This is a genomic window from Psychroflexus torquis ATCC 700755 (assembly GCF_000153485.2).
Taxonomy (GTDB): Bacteria; Bacteroidota; Bacteroidia; order Flavobacteriales; family Flavobacteriaceae; genus Psychroflexus; species Psychroflexus torquis.
On record NC_018721.1, the window covers coordinates 3,612,628 to 3,630,722 of the forward strand.

Annotated in this window: 14 protein-coding genes and 3 pseudogenes; 13 read left to right on the top strand and 4 right to left on the bottom strand. The window is 34.1% G+C overall.

All coding sequences use genetic code 11. The annotated features are described in order from the left end of the window. Positions 1-1,260 carry a cysteate-C-fatty acyltransferase gene (gene capB, locus P700755_RS15560; RefSeq protein WP_015025595.1) on the top strand — a complete coding sequence of 420 codons (1,260 nt, stop codon included), beginning with the start codon at positions 1-3 and terminating at the stop codon, positions 1,258-1,260. An 86-nt stretch (positions 1,261-1,346) separates the two neighbouring features. On the opposite strand, the gene P700755_RS15565 is transcribed toward capB, so the two are convergent. Both P700755_RS15565 and P700755_RS15570 read right to left on the bottom strand, forming a co-directional pair. After that, entirely contained in the window at positions 1,347-1,589 is a 243-nt protein-coding gene (locus P700755_RS15565; RefSeq protein WP_157609318.1) for an integrase core domain-containing protein, read from the bottom strand. Further along, entirely contained in the window at positions 1,586-1,795 is a 210-nt protein-coding gene (locus tag P700755_RS15570; protein WP_211206086.1) for a hypothetical protein, read from the bottom strand. Before P700755_RS15570 ends, P700755_RS15565 begins: the two co-directional genes overlap by 4 nt. 271 nt (positions 1,796-2,066) lie before the next feature. Here P700755_RS15570 and P700755_RS15575 point away from each other — a divergent pair, with 271 nt between their 5' ends. The 6 genes and pseudogenes from P700755_RS15575 to P700755_RS20125 all read left to right on the top strand — a co-directional run. Then, positions 2,067-2,282 (top strand): hypothetical protein, encoded by a 216-nt coding sequence (locus P700755_RS15575; RefSeq protein ID WP_051007983.1) that lies wholly within the window; start codon positions 2,067-2,069, stop codon positions 2,280-2,282. A 227-nt stretch (positions 2,283-2,509) separates the two neighbouring features. Next, positions 2,510-3,013: a GbsR/MarR family transcriptional regulator gene (locus tag P700755_RS15580; protein WP_015025596.1), complete on the top strand. Its 504-nt coding sequence runs from the start codon at positions 2,510-2,512 to the stop codon at positions 3,011-3,013. Positions 3,014-3,026: 13 nt separating this feature from the next. Further along, the gene (locus P700755_RS15585) at positions 3,027-4,160 is read left to right on the top strand and encodes an efflux RND transporter periplasmic adaptor subunit (RefSeq protein WP_015025597.1); all 1,134 of its coding nucleotides are present in this window, start codon (positions 3,027-3,029) and stop codon (positions 4,158-4,160) included. 21 nt (positions 4,161-4,181) lie between these two features. Then, entirely contained in the window at positions 4,182-7,319 is a 3,138-nt protein-coding gene (locus P700755_RS15590; RefSeq protein ID WP_015025598.1) for an efflux RND transporter permease subunit, read from the top strand. Between the two features lie 5 nt (positions 7,320-7,324). Then, entirely contained in the window at positions 7,325-8,740 is a 1,416-nt protein-coding gene (locus P700755_RS15595) for an efflux transporter outer membrane subunit (RefSeq protein ID WP_015025599.1), read from the top strand. Positions 8,741-8,900: 160 nt separating this feature from the next. Further along, positions 8,901-9,086, top strand: a pseudogene (locus tag P700755_RS20125) (IS4 family transposase); the annotation flags it as partial. Positions 9,087-9,107: 21 nt separating this feature from the next. On the opposite strand, the pseudogene P700755_RS15600 reads toward P700755_RS20125, so the two are convergent. Continuing rightward, positions 9,108-10,001, bottom strand: a pseudogene (locus P700755_RS15600) (IS1595-like element ISPto10 family transposase). A 93-nt stretch (positions 10,002-10,094) separates the two neighbouring features. Here P700755_RS15600 and P700755_RS15605 point away from each other — a divergent pair. From P700755_RS15605 to P700755_RS15615, 3 genes and pseudogenes are all read left to right on the top strand, one after another. Next, positions 10,095-11,315: pseudogene (locus tag P700755_RS15605) on the top strand (IS4-like element ISPto3 family transposase); the annotation flags it as partial. A gap of 198 nt (positions 11,316-11,513) precedes the next feature. Further along, positions 11,514-12,110 carry a fasciclin domain-containing protein gene (locus P700755_RS15610; protein WP_015025601.1) on the top strand — a complete coding sequence of 199 codons (597 nt, stop codon included), beginning with the start codon at positions 11,514-11,516 and terminating at the stop codon, positions 12,108-12,110. A gap of 1,077 nt (positions 12,111-13,187) precedes the next feature. Continuing rightward, positions 13,188-13,580: an acyl-CoA thioesterase gene (locus P700755_RS15615; RefSeq protein ID WP_015025602.1), complete on the top strand. Its 393-nt coding sequence runs from the start codon at positions 13,188-13,190 to the stop codon at positions 13,578-13,580. 1 nt (position 13,581) lies between these two features. Here the strand turns inward: P700755_RS15615 and P700755_RS15620 are convergent, their stop codons facing one another. Then, positions 13,582-13,878, bottom strand: coding sequence for a DUF3817 domain-containing protein (locus P700755_RS15620; protein ID WP_015025603.1), 297 nt, complete (start codon positions 13,876-13,878; stop codon positions 13,582-13,584). 89 nt (positions 13,879-13,967) lie between these two features. Between P700755_RS15620 and galE the strand changes: the two genes are divergently transcribed. Genes galE through hutH form a run of 3 tightly spaced genes read left to right on the top strand, consistent with a single transcriptional unit; the run spans position 13,968 to position 18,062 of the window. Continuing rightward, positions 13,968-14,987: a UDP-glucose 4-epimerase GalE gene (gene galE / locus P700755_RS15625; RefSeq protein ID WP_015025604.1), complete on the top strand. Its 1,020-nt coding sequence runs from the start codon at positions 13,968-13,970 to the stop codon at positions 14,985-14,987. A 28-nt stretch (positions 14,988-15,015) separates the two neighbouring features. Further along, a complete protein-coding gene (locus P700755_RS15630) occupies positions 15,016-16,521 on the top strand; it encodes a bifunctional ADP-dependent NAD(P)H-hydrate dehydratase/NAD(P)H-hydrate epimerase (RefSeq protein WP_015025605.1) in 1,506 nt (501 codons plus the stop codon). Between the two features lie 50 nt (positions 16,522-16,571). Further along, positions 16,572-18,062: a histidine ammonia-lyase gene (hutH, locus tag P700755_RS15635; RefSeq protein WP_015025606.1), complete on the top strand. Its 1,491-nt coding sequence runs from the start codon at positions 16,572-16,574 to the stop codon at positions 18,060-18,062. The last annotated feature ends 33 nt before the right edge of the window (positions 18,063-18,095 follow it).

Genomic DNA, 18,095 nt, shown 5'->3' on the forward strand with positions numbered 1-18,095 from the left:
ATGAAAGATTTATTTGCAAAAATTTATAGAGATAAAGGTCCTTTAGGTAAATGGGCAGATCAAGCTGAAGGTTATTTTGTTTTTCCAAAATTGGAAGGGCAAATCAGCAATAGAATGCAGTTCCAGGGTAGAGAAGTTATCACTTGGAGCATCAATGATTACTTAGGGCTAGCTAATAATCCAGAAGTGAGAAAAACGGATGAAGAAGCTGTAAAAAAATGGGGTAGTGCCTACCCAATGGGTGCTAGAATGATGAGTGGACACACAAGTCTTCACGAACAACTTCAAGAAGAATTGGCAGATTTCGTAAGTAAAGAATCTGCATATGTACTCAATTTTGGTTACCAAGGCATTTTATCAACAATAGACGCCCTAGTTAGTAAAGATGACGTTATAGTTTACGATGTAGATGCTCATGCCTGTATTATTGATGGTGTCCGTTTACATATTGGTAAGCGATTTACCTACAAGCATAACGATTTAGACAGTATAGAGCTAAACCTAGCTAGAGCTGAAAAGATAGCAGAGCAAACTGGAGGAGGCGTTCTTCTTATTTCTGAAGGGGTTTTTGGAATGAGAGGTGAACAAGGTAAGCTTAAAGAAATTGTTGAGTTAAAGAAAAAGTATAATTTTAGATTACTTGTTGATGATGCTCACGGTTTTGGAACTTTAGGTAAAACAGGAGCTGGAGCTGGAGAGGAGCAAGGTGTTCAAGATGACATAGATGTTTATTTTGCAACCTTTGCAAAATCAATGGCCAGTACAGGAGCCTTTATTGCTGCAGATAAAGAAATCATCGATTATTTAAAATATAACTTAAGATCACAGATGTTTGCTAAATCTTTGCAGATGTCCTTAGTAGAAGGTGCACTTAAACGTTTAGAATTGATGCGTAATTCGACTGCTTTCAAAGATAAACTTTGGGAAAACGTCAATGCGCTTCAGAATGGTTTAAAAGAAAATGGATTTGATATTGGTACAACCACAAGTTGTGTTACACCAGTTTATCTGAAGGGAAGTATTCCCGAAGCGATGGCACTAGTAAAAGATCTTCGTGAGAATCACGGGATCTTCTGTTCAATAGTCGTGTATCCAGTAATTCCAAAAGGTTTAATTCTTTTAAGGATGATACCCACAGCAACACATACTATGGAAGATATAGAGTTAACTCTAACAGCTTTTTCCGCGATAAGAGAGCGCTTAGAAAATGGAACTTACAAAAAGTTATCGCAAGCCATAATGGAAGAAATGGATAAATAATCAAAACATATGTTTAGTCCTAAATAATTGATACAGATTATTAAAGGATTAAATTTATAACTTAAGGCTTAACGATGCCAGCATCGTTAAGCCTTTTTTGATTTGTAATGTTTTCTTTTGAGTTTGTTTTGTTTGTGAATTTCTACAGGTGTTAGCATGTGGTTTGATAAATGTTGTCTAAAATTATTGTAGGTGCTCACTGCGCTTTTGATGAGCTGTTTCTTTAAATCTATGATCTTAATATTTCTGGCAATTCCAAACTCTTGCATGAGTATACCATTGATTCTTTCTGCAATGGCATTCTCATAAGGATCGTATTTTTCAGTCATACTTGCTTTAATATTATTATCCCTAAGCAGTGCTTGATAATCATTTGAACAGTATCTGTAAACATTTCTTTCCAGTTTACTTTAGAAATAGATAGCGTATCACTTTCTAGCTGGTCTGTTCTATACTTTATAGGGTCGATCTCTTCTTCTGGTCTTTCGTAATCTTTAGCTACAAAACAAAACAGGACTGGACTGTAGCTAAACAACAAATAACAAGTATGGATTTGATAATCTATTTCATAATCTATTTCATAATCTATTTCATAATCTATTTTGAGTCTTTAGAATTAAGTTGATTTTGTTCTGCACGAGCTCGGCTTGATGGACTTACTTTTTCTTGTAACCATTGGAAAATCACAAAAAGGACAGGGATAACAATAATACCTATCACAGTTCCAACAAGTAATCCACCTGCTGCTGCAGTTTCAATTGAATTGCGATGATTATCTGTGCAAAAGTGGTTTAGATTATAGTCTTATGAGATTTGGTTCACTCACGGATGAAAACGGCAAAGGCAAGATTGAACTCGGTTCCAAGTTGAGCAAAAGCGGTAGTATTTCAGGATATGATGTTTCCAAAACAGGCGTTGCCGTTCTGGAAAGCGGAATAGGCAAAAAGTTAATTTTTGTAATTTTGGAAGGTGACATTCTTATTAAAAAGTGGTTCAAACAATTTTGTAAGATAGCTTATTAATCTCTAGATGAGTGACAATAGCACTGACACTTCCTCTTTTATCAAAGTATGCGATGAAAGGGGAAGTGTGCAATTATTTATTTCGGCATAAAATAGGATTGCTTTTTTATTTAACAATTTATTAACTTCGTTTAGTTCGGTTAATTCCGAACTAAAAATACCTTTGCGTAGAATTTTACTATAAATAGATTTTTTATGATCAGTATTCAGAACAAAATAATTATAAAATGAAAGAAAATATCTGTAAGGAAAAAATGGCTTTAGTCGAAAAACTAGGAGTTCATTTAGAAAACACAGAACAGCTGGCACCCGTTGCAGCTCGTATACTATCCTACATTATTCTTACTGGTAAAAAAGGAACCACTTTTGAAGATATGGTATCCACTCTTTGTGCTAGTAAAAGTACTATTTCTAATCACCTTAGTCATTTACAGGATTTAAAAGAAATTCAGTACTACACAAAAACAGGGGATCGTAAAAAATATTTTATTATAAATAAGGATACCATCATTCAACATGTCGATAAAATGATAAATGTTTGGAAAGAACTACGTGAATTACACTCGGAAATAAAAAACTATAAAGAGGACCAAAACAAACACAAAATCGAAAATGAAAAAGAAAAATTCGATTTAAGTTTTCATAATGATTATATAAAATTTATCGATGGGGCTTCTGCTTCTATCGAGGAATTAAGACTAAAAATAACAGACAATCAATTCGATATTTAAACTAAGAAAAAAAATGAAACATAAAAAAATAGTAAGGTTACTCGCTCTAAGTGTATTTCTAATCATTTTAAGTTGTGGTAACAAAGAAGAAAATTCAGCAGCAGCACAAGAAGCGGCACCTGCAACTTTTCCTGTAACACAGATACAACTTAAAACAGTGACAGGATATCAAGAATACCCAACAAGTATAGAAGGCGTGGTCAATAGTGATGTAAGAGCTAAAACGTCTGGATACATTCAAAACGTATTAGTAGATGAAGGTCAAAAAGTAATTAAAGGTCAAATATTATTTGAATTAGAAACACAATCTTTAAGTCAAGATGCTGGTGCAGCAAAAGCACGAATTAATGTAGCACAAGTAGAGGTAGAAAAATTAATTCCGCTTGTAGAAAAAAACATTATCAGTTCTATTCAATTAGAAACGGCCAAAGCTAATTTAGCTCAAGCAAAAGCTAATTATAGTGGTGTTGTTGCAAATATAGACTACGCAACTATTAAAAGTCCTATAGATGGTTATGTTGGAGCTATTAATTTCAGAGAAGGTGCTTTAATTAGTCCAAGTGATGCCACACCTCTAACAAAAGTGAGTGAAATTAGTAAAGTATATGCCTTTTTTAGTTTTAACGAAGCACAATATATAGACCATTTACAAAGATCCGAAGGAAAAAGCAAAGCAGAACGTATTGAAAACGCACCAGATGTAAGCTTAGTTTTACCTAATGGAAAGATTTATTCTGAAACTGGACGTATTCAAACTAGTACAGGTCAAATCAATCAAAACACAGGGACTATAAAAATAAGAGCAGCTTTTAACAATCCAAACGAAATTTTAACGAATGGAAATAGTGGTAAAATTAGAATTCCTATAGACTATAAAGACGCTATTGTTGTGCCTCAAGCAGCAACGTTTGAGCAACAAAAGGATATCTTAATTTACACATTAGATAAAGATAATAAGGCGAAACCTACTTTAATAAAAGTACAAGGCACGGTTGGTCATTTATATGTTATAGAATCTGGACTTAAAGAAGGTGATAAGATTATTATTTCTGGAGTTGGTAAACTAAGAACTGGAACCCCAATTTCACCACAAGAAACATCTTTTGAAAACGCTATTAAACCAATAACTACCTCTTTTAAAAATTAGTAACTAACAACTATACTTGTCATGTTAAAAACATTTATTGAGAGACCTGTTCTTTCAACCGTAATATCTATCATCATAGTGATGCTTGGAGTTTTAAGTATCACAAATTTACCTGTAGAGGAATACCCAGATATCGCACCGCCGACTATTAAGGTATTAGCGTCTTACCCAGGAGCCAATGCAGAAACTGTATTAGAGAGTGTAATTATCCCTATTGAAGAACAAATTAATGGTGTAGAAGGTATGACCTATATTACATCAACAGCATCTAACAATGGTACCGCTGAAATTACTGTTTACTTTGATCAAAATACTGATGCAGATATCGCTGCAGTTAATGTTCAAAACCGTGTTGGTAGAGCAAATCCATTGTTACCACAAGAGGTAAGACAAACTGGTGTTACTACTCAAAAGCAGGAAACAAGTGCATTAATGTTCTTATCTATGTATACAGATAGTGAAGATTATGACGCTACTTTTATTCAAAACTATTTAAAAATAAATGTCATACCTGCTATGCAACGTGTGAAAGGTGTTGGTGATGTTAGTGTCTTTTCACAACAAGACTACGCTATGCGTGTGTGGTTAAAACCAGAAAAACTAGCCGCATACAATTTAATCCCATCAGACATTACAGCGGCTTTACAAGAACAGAATTTAGAGGCAGCAGCAGGTTCTTTAGGACAAAATAATGGTGAAGCGTTTTCTTATATTTTAACCTATAGTGGACGTTTTAAAGAAGCAAAACAGTACGGAGATATTGTCATCAAAGCTTTAGGTGACGGAGAGTTTTTACGTCTAAATGACGTGGCGACTATAGAACTTGATGCACAGTCTTATTCTTCGAATGCAGAAAGTTTAGGAAAACCCGCTGTGTTTATGGGTATTTTTCAAACCAAAGGTTCTAACGCCCAAGAAATTATTGAAGATATTAAAACCACTTTAGAAACGGTTGAAAAAAATTTACCAGAAGGATTACATATTTTTGTGCCTTATGATACTAGTTTATTTTTAAACGCTTCGATTGATAAAGTAGTTACAACCTTACTTGAAGCCTTTTTACTAGTATTCCTAGTCGTATTTATCTTCTTACAAGATTTACGTTCTACTTTAATTCCTGCAATTGCCGTCCCCGTTTCTATTATTGGTACTTTCTTTTTCTTGAATGTTTTTGGGTATTCTATTAACTTATTAACGCTATTCGCATTAGTTCTTGCTATTGGTATTGTCGTTGATGATGCCATAGTCGTCGTTGAAGCCGTCCATTCGAAATTGGATGAAGGTGAAAAAAATCCAAAAAAAGCAACGCTAAAAGCAATGAACGAGATTTCTGGGGCTATTATATCTATCACATTAGTCATGGCTGCGGTATTTATTCCCGTCACTTTTATAACAGGTCCAACAGGGGTCTTTTATGAGCAATTTGGAGTTACGTTAATTATTGCAATTCTTATTTCGGCTGTAAATGCCTTAACATTAAGTCCGGCGTTGTGTGCTTTGTTGTTAAAAGCACACAAAGATGATGAAGTGCTCAAGGGTAAAAATCCATTACAACGTTTTTACACATTATTTAATAGAGGATTTAATGCTACCTTAAGTAGATATGGCCAATCTCTTCATGTCTTATACAAAAGAAAATGGATATCAGCAGTATTATTACTAATCGTAATAGTAGGAATTTTTTGGGCCTCAAAAACGACACCTACTGGTTTTGTACCCGATGAAGATAGAGGAATTATATTTGCAAATATAGAATTACCTCCAGGAGCTTCTTTAGATAGAACAAATGCAGTAACTAAAGATTTATACGCAAAAACGAGGGAAATCTCAGGAGTCGATGGTGTATCTTTTGTAAAAGGAAGTAGCTTAATTAGTGGAGATGGTAGTAACTATGCCATGGGATTTTTAAAACTTGAAGATTGGAGTGACCGTAAAGACGCTTCATTATCGTCAAAAGCGATCATAGGGAAACTATTTGGTATTGCTTCAACCATACCAGAAGCAAATATTATTTTCTTTGCACCACCAAGTATTAGAGGATTTGGGAACTCTGCTGGCTTCGAAGTGAACTTATTGGATAAGTTTGGAGGGGAATTTAGTGATTTGGATAAAGCAAATCAAGAGTTTAGTATGGCGTTGATGAAGCATCCAGAAATTCAATATGCACAATCCTCTTTTAATACCAATTATCCACAATATGAAATGGATATAAATGTCCCTTTAGCAAAAGAAAAAGGGGTGCCTATTAATAGTATTTTCTCAACGTTGCAGGGATATATTGGAGGGGTTTATGCATCAGATTTCTCAAGATTTGGAAAACAATTCAGAGTTTATATTCAATCCTTACCAGAAGATAGAGCAGATGTTGACGATTTAAACAGTATGTATGTTAGAACCGATTCGGGAGAAATGGCACCAATCACCGAGTTTTTAAGTCTTAAGCGCGTGTATGGTCCACAATCTGTAACACGATTTAACTTATTCAACTCAACAACCATTACAGGGGCAACCAACCCAGGGTTCAGTACTGGTGATGCCATTAGAATTATTGAAGAAGAGGCTAAAAATCTTCCGAGTAATTACACTATTGCGTATTCAGGTCTAACACGTGAAGAGGTAAATGCAGGAAGCCAAACGACGTTTATCTTTGTCTTGAGTATTCTGTTTGTTTACTTTTTATTAAGTGCTCAGTATGAAAGTTACTTGTTGCCATTTGCAGTTATATTATCGCTTCCATTTGGGGTTTTTGGTGCCTATATAAGCACGAAATTTTTTGGATTGGAAAATAATATCTATTTCCAAATTGCCTTAATAATGCTTATTGGATTACTCGCTAAAAATGCGATTTTAATAGTGGAATTTGCCATACAAAGACGTGAAAACGGGGAAAGTATTGTTGAAGCCGCTATAAATGGAGCAAAAGCACGTTTACGTCCGATTTTAATGACCTCGTTTGCCTTTATTTTAGGATTAATGCCATTGGTGTTAGCCACAGGTGTAGGTGCTGAAGGAAACAACTCTATTGGCACAGGTGCCGCAGGAGGAATGCTTATAGGAACACTTTTAGGAGTCTTTGTAATTCCTATATTATTTATCTTATTTCAGTGGTTACAAGAAAAAGTATCAAGTAAACCAGCAACACAAACTATTGAAGAATAAAAACTATGAAATTTACAAATAAATATAAATTTTTCAGCAAAGCTATTCTCGTTTTATTGATCTCGCTAACATTACAAAGTTGTTTTGTAGCTAAAGATTATGAAAGACCAGAATTAGTAGAAACAGAAAACTTGTTCAGAACAGATAATTTGCCAACAGATAGTGTATCTATTGCAGATGTATCTTGGAAAACATTATTCACAGACCAATTTCTTCAACATTATGTTGAAGAAGGTTTGCGAAATAATATGGATGTTCGCATTGCAATTCAGCAAATGATAGCTGCGGAAGCTTATGCAAAACAAGGAAAAGCAGGTTATTTACCATCGGTTGGTATAGGTGCAAATGCTACGTATCAAGAACTATCTGAAAATAGTCAATTTGGGTCTTTATTTAACGAAGCAATAGATCAGTACGATGTTACTGCGAATTTATCTTGGGAAGCAGATATTTGGGGAAAAATAAGAAGTAATAAAAGGGCAACACAGGCGGCTTACTTACAAAGTGTCTCAGGACATCAAGCCGTAAAAACACAGTTAATTTCTAGTATTGTAAATACCTACTACAATTTATTAGCATTAGATGCACAATTGGAAGTCACGAAAGAAACCATTACAACCAGAGAAAGTAGTGTAGAAACTATTAAAGCGTTAAAAGATGCAGGTCAAGTTACGCTTGTTGCAGTGGACCAAAACGTAGCACAATATAATAATGCTAAAGCTTTACAAGTAGATATTGAAATTGCTATTTTTAAAACAGAAAACACACTCAGTATTTTATTGGGGAAAGCTCCACAACATTTTGAAAGAAGCAGTTTAGATAAACAAAAAATAGAACAAGATATAACACTTGGTGTGCCAGCAACATTACTTAGTAACAGACCAGATGTTATGGCTGCGGAGTATAGTTTAATTCAGTCTTTTGAGCTAACTAATGTGGCTATAAGCAACTTTTATCCGTCGTTAACATTAACAGCTTCCGGAGGTTTTCAGAGTTTAGAATTGGATAATTTGCTGAGTGTAAATTCATTATTTGCAAATATTCTAGGAGGCTTAACACAGCCACTTTTTAATCAGAGAAGATTAAAAACGCAAAAAGAAGTTACTCTAGCACAACAAGAGCAATCCTTACTTCTATTTAAGAGAACGTTGTTAGTTGCAGGAGGTGAAGTGTCCAACGCTTTATTTTCCTATAAATCTGAAACTAAAAAATTCGAATTTAGAAAGAATGAAGTAGAAGCCTTACGCGCAGCCGAATCCAATTCTGAAGCCTTACTTAAAAACGGTTATGCGAACTATTTAGATTTATTAACAGCAAGAGAGAGTGCTTTAACAGCGGAGCTTAATATTATAGATAGTAAACTACAGCAATTAGTAGCTATCGTAGATTTGTACGAAGCACTTGGTGGTGGATGGAGATAATATTTTATAGGTTAACATCTATTAATAACTCAAGTTTCGCCCCCGTTATTTACAGGGTTTAATTGGAAAAAATAGCATAAAAACCAAGGGGAACCCTTGGTTTTTATGCTATTTTTAAGTTACCAAACACAAAGTACAAAACATGCTACAACACTAAGATATTGCAAAAGTTCAAGAAATAAGAGGGAAGTTTAATAAGGTTTAGCTTAATTCACACTACTTACGGGCACATCTGAATATTTTAGGCTTCAGTAGAATAAAAAAACAATTCAGTTGGTGCAAAAAGGCGGGTTTTTCATTTGAGGATTTGATCGCTACGCTCTTGATTTTGCCCCTTATTGGAATTTTTTTTTATAGAGGTAGCTACTTAAATACATATTAATTTGGATTGATATAATTTCGGTTTTTGCATCATTCTAGAAACAAGGTTATGAAAGATGGTTTTCTTACTTCTAGACCTATTCAATCGATAACAAAATTCATCAAAATATCCACTAATATGGAAAGAACTTACATATGAATAGGTAGTTCTAATCCATGATTTGATTTGATGAATCATAGTGTGTAATATTTTGAAGTTTTTCCCAGAATTACTAGGTATCTGTTCGATATTATATTCTTTAGCTATAGGTCTATATCCGCGCCACAAATCCGTGTTGATACTTGCCGTTTTTGAGATATGCTTATCAAATATTGGACGTAATTCTTTAGCAGAAAAGTCATTTATTTGATTCACGTACATTCTTTTCACTTTTCCATTTTCTGTTAATTCAAGGGCTACTACAGCTTTTTATTTCTTGGTATTATAGCTTCTCCCAACCTTACCATCTTCTTTTCCACCTACCACAAATTCGTCTACCTCAACGCGATTCATCATTGGAAAGTTCTCACTAGACTTCATAGCATCACGAACCTTGTACATGAACATTCGGGCAGTATAAGGTGTAACTCCTACTCGTTTTGCCAAATAACTTGCTGATAAACTACGAGTAGTCGTTGCCATTTCAAAACAGATGATAAAAGCCTTATCTAATCCAAATTTTACTTTATGAAAAAGCGTGTTTGCAGATGCTGATTCTGTATGACTACATTTATTACAGGTACGATCATAATTGGAACGAATTTGACAAGCACTATGACTACATTTTACACATTTGAAACCATTTTCCCATTTTATTTCTGATAGGTATTCCTTACAAGAAAGCACAGAATTGAACCGAACATAAAACTCTTGGGCATTTTGCCCTTCAAAATTAATCATACAACTCTTATTTTATTCACATATAAGATACAAAAAACTATGAAACTAAATAGCTACCTCTATCAATTTATTCATACGGCATTATAAATATAATTTGGTATTACAACTGACAAAGATCCAGAACTTAATAAATGTGGAAAAGATTCATACTATCGAATCTTGGCAAATCAAAAAATCAATTGGAGAGCTTTTTTGGCTCAGTTTGTAAAGCAATATTTATTGAAAGATGAACTCTTCACGCCCTCAGCAGACCCTACAAGATGCTTGATCTTTGATGATACTGATCTTTCAAAAACAGGAAAGACTATTGAAGGAGTCTCAAAGATCTACAACCATGTGTCAAAAACCTACTATTTAGGTTTCAAGCTACTTGTGGCTGGGTATTGGAATGGAAGTGTTTCTATCCCCATTGATTTTAGTCTGCACCGTGAGAGCAAAACATCAAGATTAAAATATGGTCTAACCGCAAAGCAGCGTAAGGCTCAAAAGAAGACACCAAGATGTAGTAAAACAGTTGCGGCAAAGAGGTATAGGGAACTCAATAAAAAGAAAACAGACCTAGTAGTGCAAATGTTTTCCAGGGTTGTAAAGCGTAAAATTCCTGTAGACTATATTTTAATAGATACCTGGTTTACAAGTGTGGGATTACTTAAAAAGTTACGAAGTATTTGCAGTTCGACCCCTATTATTGGGATGTACAAATACAATAGTAAAATTGAAGTCAGATCAAAGGTCAAAACTTTAGCACAACTTAAAAAACAGAAAGCAAAGCCCAAGCGCTGTCGTAAATTCAATTACTACTACCATCATTACATAGCTGAAATTGATGGGCTCAAGGTTGCTCTCTTTATTTCAAAGCGTGGGAAGTACGGCAAATGGCACACCTTAATAACCACTGATACATCACTCAAATTTGTAAAAGCAATTGAAGTATATAGTATTCGATGGTCAATTGAAGTCTTTTTTAAAGAAGCCAAGCAGCTCTTTGGCCTTGGAAAGTGTCAGTCTACCAATTTTGATGTCCAGATTGCACAAATAACAATTGCAATGACCCAATATCTGCTTACAAGTATTCGGTACAGAATGGAGGCTTATGAAACCATAGGCGGATTATTTAAAGATTTAAAACAGGATTATATTGAAAATAAGCTGAATATCAGAATATTGGCAGTTGTCAACTTAATTTTAACCAATTTGGAAAAACTAGTAGAATCAATTGATATTGAACTTATTACATCCAAAATAATAGAGGATATTGAGAGTTATGGGTTTCTAAAAAATACTCATATCTTTAATCATCAAGGTGTTAAGTGAAATTGATTAGGTGCGAAACTTGAGTTCACACTAAAATTAATTTTCATTTTGTTGACTATTTTGACAAAAAAGAATATAGTATTAAACCCAGCGATATATTAGCCAATAATGATTAATTAGAATTAACAAAAAATTATAGTGTGAATCAGTATTGTTTAAGGTTTTTGAAATATTTTTGAACAAAATAAAACATAAAATATGAAAAAATTAATTTTAAGTTTAAGTGTAATTGCAATGATTGCATTTACTTCTTGTAAGAACAGCGAAACTGAAGAAAAAGAAGTAGCAGAACAAGAAGAGGTTGCAGTTGAAACTGAAACATCTACTGAAGGTATGATGGAAGAGCCGCAAACTATTGTAGAAATTGCAGTTGGAAATGAAAATTTCAGTACGTTAGTTGTTGCTTTAAAAGCTGCAGGTCTTGTAGAAACTTTAAGTAGTGAAGGTCCATTTACAGTTTTTGCACCTACCAATGATGCTTTTGGAAAATTACCAGAAGGAACAGTTCCTACTTTAGTTATGCCAGAGAATAAAGAAAAATTAGCTGGAATCTTAACTTATCATGTAGTTTCTGGTGAATTTATGGCAGCTGATGTTGTTAACGCTATTACTGAAAACGATGGAAGTTTTACGATTCCAACAGTACAAGGTGAAGAATTAGTTGCAACTTTAGAAGGTGAAAGTGTAATTTTAACTGATGCTAATGGTAATAAATCTACTGTAGTTATTGCTGATGTTGATGCTTCTAATGGTGTCATACATGCTATTGATTCAGTTGTGATGCCTAAGTCATAATACAATACAACCACAATAATTTATTATACAAAACCTCTCAGCAATGAGGGGTTTTTTAAATATTAGACGTTGAGATTAAAACTTTTCTGGAGTCAGTTTTTAATGCTTTCAGCTAAATAGAGGTCATATCTTAGTTTTGTTTAAAATAAAAACTCCAAAAGGCTATAATTTTTAAAACTGATTTTATTCATATTAAACCTTTAATATCGCAATAAATCGTTTTACCGATACGAATTCGGTACAAGCTTTTTTCGCCTACTTTTTACCAAAAACAATTACCGCAACTAAGGTTATGTTAACTATTTTTAACCTCAATCAATCAAAAAACCTGTGCTGAGCTACGTCGTAGTATAATCCAATTTATGTATACAACATTATAAATTTAATTTAGTACTATTAGTTGATTTTATAGAAGCTATGGAATAGTCTAAGTCATTAGATCAAGAGTATTATAGCAACGCAAACTAAATATTTAAAATCCAAATTGGATGTATGTTGTGTTTATTCAAAGTGAGAGCTTAATACATCTGCAAGGTTTCTAATAAACTTATAAATTATAGTTGACATCAGAACTATTTTGCGATTAGAACTTGTTTGTTAACAAACGAGGATGTTTTACATATACCAATGTCAATTCTGTATTGTTTATATTCCAAAAGAGATATGTTCATTTCTTAATCTTTTTGAATAACTGCAGTTATTGTGCTTTCGTCCTTAAATTAGTTTGTGAAAAATCTTCTTTTTTAAAATTATTATCTACCATCTATTGGATTTGTAGAGGATAACGAAATAGTGAAGAGAGCATGTCAACCCGAATTGAAAGAAGAAACGGGTTTATAAAGACGAATACACACTTTTTAATCTATCGATTATTTTGATAATCTTAAAAGAGATTCCAGTAGTAGAATCCTTTTTTTAATTTTTGGAGAAATTTAGAAAGACCTTCGAGAGTAGAAGGTAATGACGATGCCAAAAATCTGAATGGATATGTCTCGAAAAATATCTAATTTTGCCTTCGATCATTTTGATAGTATTCAAAAATAAAAACACAAAATTTAAATTATAAAATTTAAGCCTATGCGATTTCATACCAGAAAGTGGATAAAACCTGAAGACCTTAACCCTAACGGAACTTTATTTGGCGGAAAACTTTTAGCCTGGATAGATGAGGAGGCTGCTTTATATTCTATCATACAATTGGAAAACCAAAACACGGTAACCAAGTACATGAGCGAAATTGATTTTAAAAGTTCTGCGACTCAAGGTGATATTATTGAAATTGGCATTGAAGTGGTGAAATTCGGAAACGCTTCTCTTGCTCTCAAATGTGAGGTTAGGAATAAAATGACTAGGCAAACCATTATAAAAATCGATAAAATAGTAATGGTAAGTCTCGATAAAGAGGGGAATACGAAGCCCCATGGAAAAATAAAAGTTGAATTTGTAAAAGACAGATTAGGAGATAGCTGATTTAGGATTTTGGAAGATACCTTCGTTCAACAACGAATGGTCCAAAGGGTAAAATTGAGCTTAAGAATACAATAAAAAGTGTCTTTACAGACCAGTTGAGTTTTTTGAACATCCAGAACCCACCAAGCAAATAAAGGATGAATAGTATACCATGAGCCATACCGATAATCCTTACGTATTCTGGTATTTCCCAGATATATTTTAGGGGCATAGCGATGAATAATAGCACTAAAAAGGAAATGGCTTCTAAGGTGCTTATCCATCTAAAAATTTGAATGCTGAGATTATCTGTGGTCATAACTATTTTTTTTTGTAAAAATAATAGTTTCAAAATCCTTAAACTCGAATTTTTTGTAATTTGCACTTCAATTTTAATAAAATTAACTAATGAAAATTCTAGTGACTGGTGGATTGGGTTTTATAGGTTCACATACCGTTGTAGCCCTCCAAAATAAAGGATATGAAGTTATAGTAATAGATAATTTATCTAACTCTTCTTTGAAAGTTATAGAGGGGATTACAAATATCACTTCAATAACACCAGATTTTTATAAACTGGATCTAAGGGATAAATTAGATGTCAATGAGTTTTTTAAATCTCATCAAGATATTAGTGGAGTTATTCATTTTGCTGCTTCTAAAGCAGTAGGGGAGAGTGTTAAAAACCCTCTTTTATATTATGAAAATAATTTAGCAGCACTTACGTATTTGTTGCAGAACATTGTAAAACTTCCCCATCAAAACATTATTTTCAGTTCTTCTTGTACTGTTTATGGTGAAGCAGACCAATTGCCGATTTCTGAAGATGCTTCCATTAAATCAGCTATTTCTCCCTATGGTAATACCAAACAAATCGGGGAGGAAATTATTTTAGATACGTGTAAAGCCTTTGGTAAACTCAAAGCGATTTCCTTGAGGTACTTCAATCCTATAGGAGCTCATCCTTCAGCAGAAATAGGGGAATTACCTCTAGGAACCCCTCAAAATCTCGTTCCTTACATCACTCAGACAGCTATAGGCATGCGAGATCATTTATCTGTTTTTGGCGACGACTATCCCACAAATGATGGAACTTGCATAAGAGATTATATTCATGTGATGGACCTTGCTGAAGCTCATGTGGTTGCTTTAGAACGATTGATGTCTTCAAAAACCGACACTAATTTTGAAATTTTTAATCTTGGAACGGGCATAGGCTCCTCTGTGCTTGAAGTCGTCAATGCTTTTGAAAACGCTTCCGGAGAAAAGTTGAACTATTCCATAGTAGATAGACGCGCTGGAGATGTTGTTGCAGCTTATGCCGATACAGAAAAAGCAAACAAAATAATGGGGTGGAAAGCTAAACGATCACTTGAACAGGCTTTAAAAGATGCTTGGGCTTGGGAAAAGAGTCTGACTGAAAAATAAAGAGTATTGCAATGATATAATTTAGGCTATGAAGATTTTAGGGGCTTCCCAATTGGCAGAACTTGACCAACTTAGTATTGATCGACAAAATATAAGCTCATGGGATTTGATGGAACGTGCTTCAAGATTGGTTTTTATGCGTTTAAAATCAATTTTACCTAAATCTCTTTGCAAAGTTTATATTCTAGCCGGTCCTGGTAACAATGGTGGTGATGGCTTAGCTATTGCTAATTTTCTGACTTTAGAGGGAGTCGATGTTGAAGTTATTTTAGTCAACTTTACAGAAAAAAGATCTGAAGATAATCAGCGTAATTTACATCGATTAAAAGACGCTAAGGTTAAAATTATAGACTTCAATACAGCTAGCAAATTATCTAAAATGACTTCCGAAGATGTTGTTATAGATGCTATTTTTGGTGTTGGTCTAAATCGATCGATGCCCGATTTTGTTCAAGATTTAATTCAGTATATCAATTCAATGTCGCCGTTGTCTATCTCTATAGATGTTCCTAGTGGGATGTTTTTGGATAGAATTCCCACTGCAAACGAGCAGGTCTTTCAATCTGACTTTACGTATACATTTCAAACTCCAAAATTATCTCTTTTTCTACCTGATTATGCAAATTCGGTAGGGCATCTAGACATAATCGATATTGGTCTTGACAAAGAGTTTTTAAATTCCTTATCCTCCAACTTGACTTATGTAGATTCAAAAGCGGCTAAAAAGCTCTACCGCTTAAGGTCTAGGTTTTCACATAAAGGAACATATGGCCATGCCGTTTTGGTAGGGGGTAGCCATCTTATGTTGGGAAGTATTATTTTGGCAGCAAAATCATGTATGCGATCTGGAGTAGGAAAAACAAGTGTTATGATGCCTAATAAAGCTCATCTAACGATGATTCAACATCAACCAGAAGTCATGTTGATTGAAAACTCTTCATCAAATTTTATTTCTTATCAATCTTTAGAGTTTAAACCTGATTCTGTTGGTATTGGAGTTGGAATAGGAACATCAACCGAAGCTTTTGAAGCTTTAAAAAGTTGGTTGGTAAATTCAAAATCACCATTGGTTATAGATGCAGATGCCTTAAATTTAATAGCCAAGCATAAAAGCTTGTTGGATTTCATTCCGAAGAAATCTATCCTCACGCCACATCCTGGAGAGTTGAAACGACTAATAGGCGAATGGAAAGATGACTTTGATAAGCTTAAAAAAATCAAGTCTTTTTCTAAGAAATTAAATGTAATTGTATTAGCCAAAGAGGCTTATAGTCTTTGTGTTTATAAAGATCAAATTCATGTAAATTCTACGGGTAATTCCGGGATGGCGACAGCAGGAAGTGGAGATGTTCTCACAGGATTGATCACAGGACTATTAGCTCAAAAGTATTCCAGTATGGAATCTGCAATTTTAGGAATGTTCCTTCATGGTCTTGCAGGAGATCTAGCATTGAAGTTGATGTCTGAGGAAAGTTTAATCGCTTCAGACTTGATAGACCAACTTGGTCACTCCTTCTTAAATCTTAAAAACTAAACAAGACTTAAAATTTAATAAATGTTATCTTTGAAATCAAAGATAATAACATGCAGAATACCCACTATATCGATACTTGCGTTTTAAGTTTATTTCAAATTGAAACTATTATTGATAATAAGTACAAATTAGCCTTAAGTGAAGAAGCTGTCTTCAAAATCAATAAAGCTCGTCACTATCTCAATGCTAAGCAGAAAGAAAATACAGCTCCAATTTATGGTGTAAACACTGGCTTTGGATCGCTTTGTAACATCAAAATAGATGATGATAAGTTAACGTCTTTACAAGAAAATCTAGTCATGTCCCACGCCTGCGGTACGGGTGATAGGGTGAAGGATGAAATAGTGCAATTGATGCTACTTCTTAAGATACAATCTTTGAGTTACGGATATTCTGGTGTAACTGTTGACCTTGTTCAAAGGCTTATAGATTTTTTTAATGAAGGAGTTTATCCCCTTATCTATGAGCAAGGATCCCTTGGAGCATCGGGAGACTTAGCTCCATTGGCTCATATTTCATTACCATTAATAGGAAAAGGTGAAGTTTCTATAAATGGTGAAGTCTCGGCTTCCTCTAAACTAGAACACCATTTCGGTTGGAAACCTTTAGTTCTTCAGTCTAAAGAGGGTTTAGCTTTGCTTAACGGGACTCAATTTATGAGTGCTCACCTTTTGTATAATATTTTGAAAACGAATAAATTACTGAAGTGGGCAGACACTATTGCTTCTATTTCTATAGATGCTTTCGACTGTAATATGTCACCATATGACGATTTGGTTCATCAGTTAAGACCTCATAAAGGACAGATAGAAACAGCGAGTAACATTCGCAGGATTTTAAAGGATAGTGAAATTGCTAAAAATTATAAGCAAAATGTGCAGGATCCGTATTCATTTCGTTGTGTACCACAAGTCCACGGTGCTAGTCGAGATGCCCTTCGCTATGTTGAACAAACTCTTTTAACCGAAATTAATAGTGTAACAGACAATCCTAACGTTTTTGTAGAGGACGATAAAATCATTTCTGGAGGTAATTTTCACGGTCAACCCATGGCAATATCCGCCGATTTTATGGCTATAGCCATGAGTGAAATTGGTAATATTTCAGAAAGACGTATTTATCAATTGGTTTCTGGTCAAAGAGGCTTGCCTACTTTCCTTATAAACTCTCCTGGTCTCAATAGTGGTTTTATGATTCCACAATATACAGCGGCAAGCATTGCTAGCCAGAACAAGCAGTTGTGCACACCTGCAAGCGTAGATTCTATTGTTTCATCAAATGGCCAAGAAGATCACGTAAGTATGGGGGCAAATGCTGTAACCAAACTTTCAAAAGTGGTAGATAACGTCGAACGTATTTTGGCTATAGAATTATTTAATGCTTCACAAGCTATCTATTTTAGGGCTCCTTTACCTAGTTCTCCGGTCGTGATGGAATTGTTGTCTCATTTTAGAAGCAAAGTACCCATCGTTAGAGAAGATAAAATTATGTCTACCGAAATTCAAGAAGCAATACTCTTCTTAAGAAATCATAAAATATAAACTAAGCTCTAGCTTAACCTTAAGTTTGTATCG

Bases quoted from the DNA above. Each gene is read 5' to 3' on its own strand.
- capB (WP_015025595.1), top strand. From the start codon at position 1: ATGAAAGATTTATTTGCAAAAATTTATAGAGATAAAGGTCCTTTAGGT.
- P700755_RS15565 (WP_157609318.1), bottom strand. From the start codon at position 1,589: ATGACTGAAAAATACGATCCTTATGAGAATGCCATTGCAGAAAGAATC.
- P700755_RS15575 (WP_051007983.1), top strand. From the start codon at position 2,067: ATGAGATTTGGTTCACTCACGGATGAAAACGGCAAAGGCAAGATTGAA.
- P700755_RS15580 (WP_015025596.1), top strand. From the start codon at position 2,510: ATGAAAGAAAATATCTGTAAGGAAAAAATGGCTTTAGTCGAAAAACTA.
- P700755_RS15585 (WP_015025597.1), top strand. From the start codon at position 3,027: ATGAAACATAAAAAAATAGTAAGGTTACTCGCTCTAAGTGTATTTCTA.
- P700755_RS15590 (WP_015025598.1), top strand. From the start codon at position 4,182: ATGTTAAAAACATTTATTGAGAGACCTGTTCTTTCAACCGTAATATCT.
- P700755_RS15595 (WP_015025599.1), top strand. From the start codon at position 7,325: ATGAAATTTACAAATAAATATAAATTTTTCAGCAAAGCTATTCTCGTT.
- P700755_RS15610 (WP_015025601.1), top strand. From the start codon at position 11,514: ATGAAAAAATTAATTTTAAGTTTAAGTGTAATTGCAATGATTGCATTT.
- P700755_RS15615 (WP_015025602.1), top strand. From the start codon at position 13,188: ATGCGATTTCATACCAGAAAGTGGATAAAACCTGAAGACCTTAACCCT.
- P700755_RS15620 (WP_015025603.1), bottom strand. From the start codon at position 13,878: ATGACCACAGATAATCTCAGCATTCAAATTTTTAGATGGATAAGCACC.
- galE (WP_015025604.1), top strand. From the start codon at position 13,968: ATGAAAATTCTAGTGACTGGTGGATTGGGTTTTATAGGTTCACATACC.
- P700755_RS15630 (WP_015025605.1), top strand. From the start codon at position 15,016: ATGAAGATTTTAGGGGCTTCCCAATTGGCAGAACTTGACCAACTTAGT.
- hutH (WP_015025606.1), top strand. From the start codon at position 16,572: ATGCAGAATACCCACTATATCGATACTTGCGTTTTAAGTTTATTTCAA.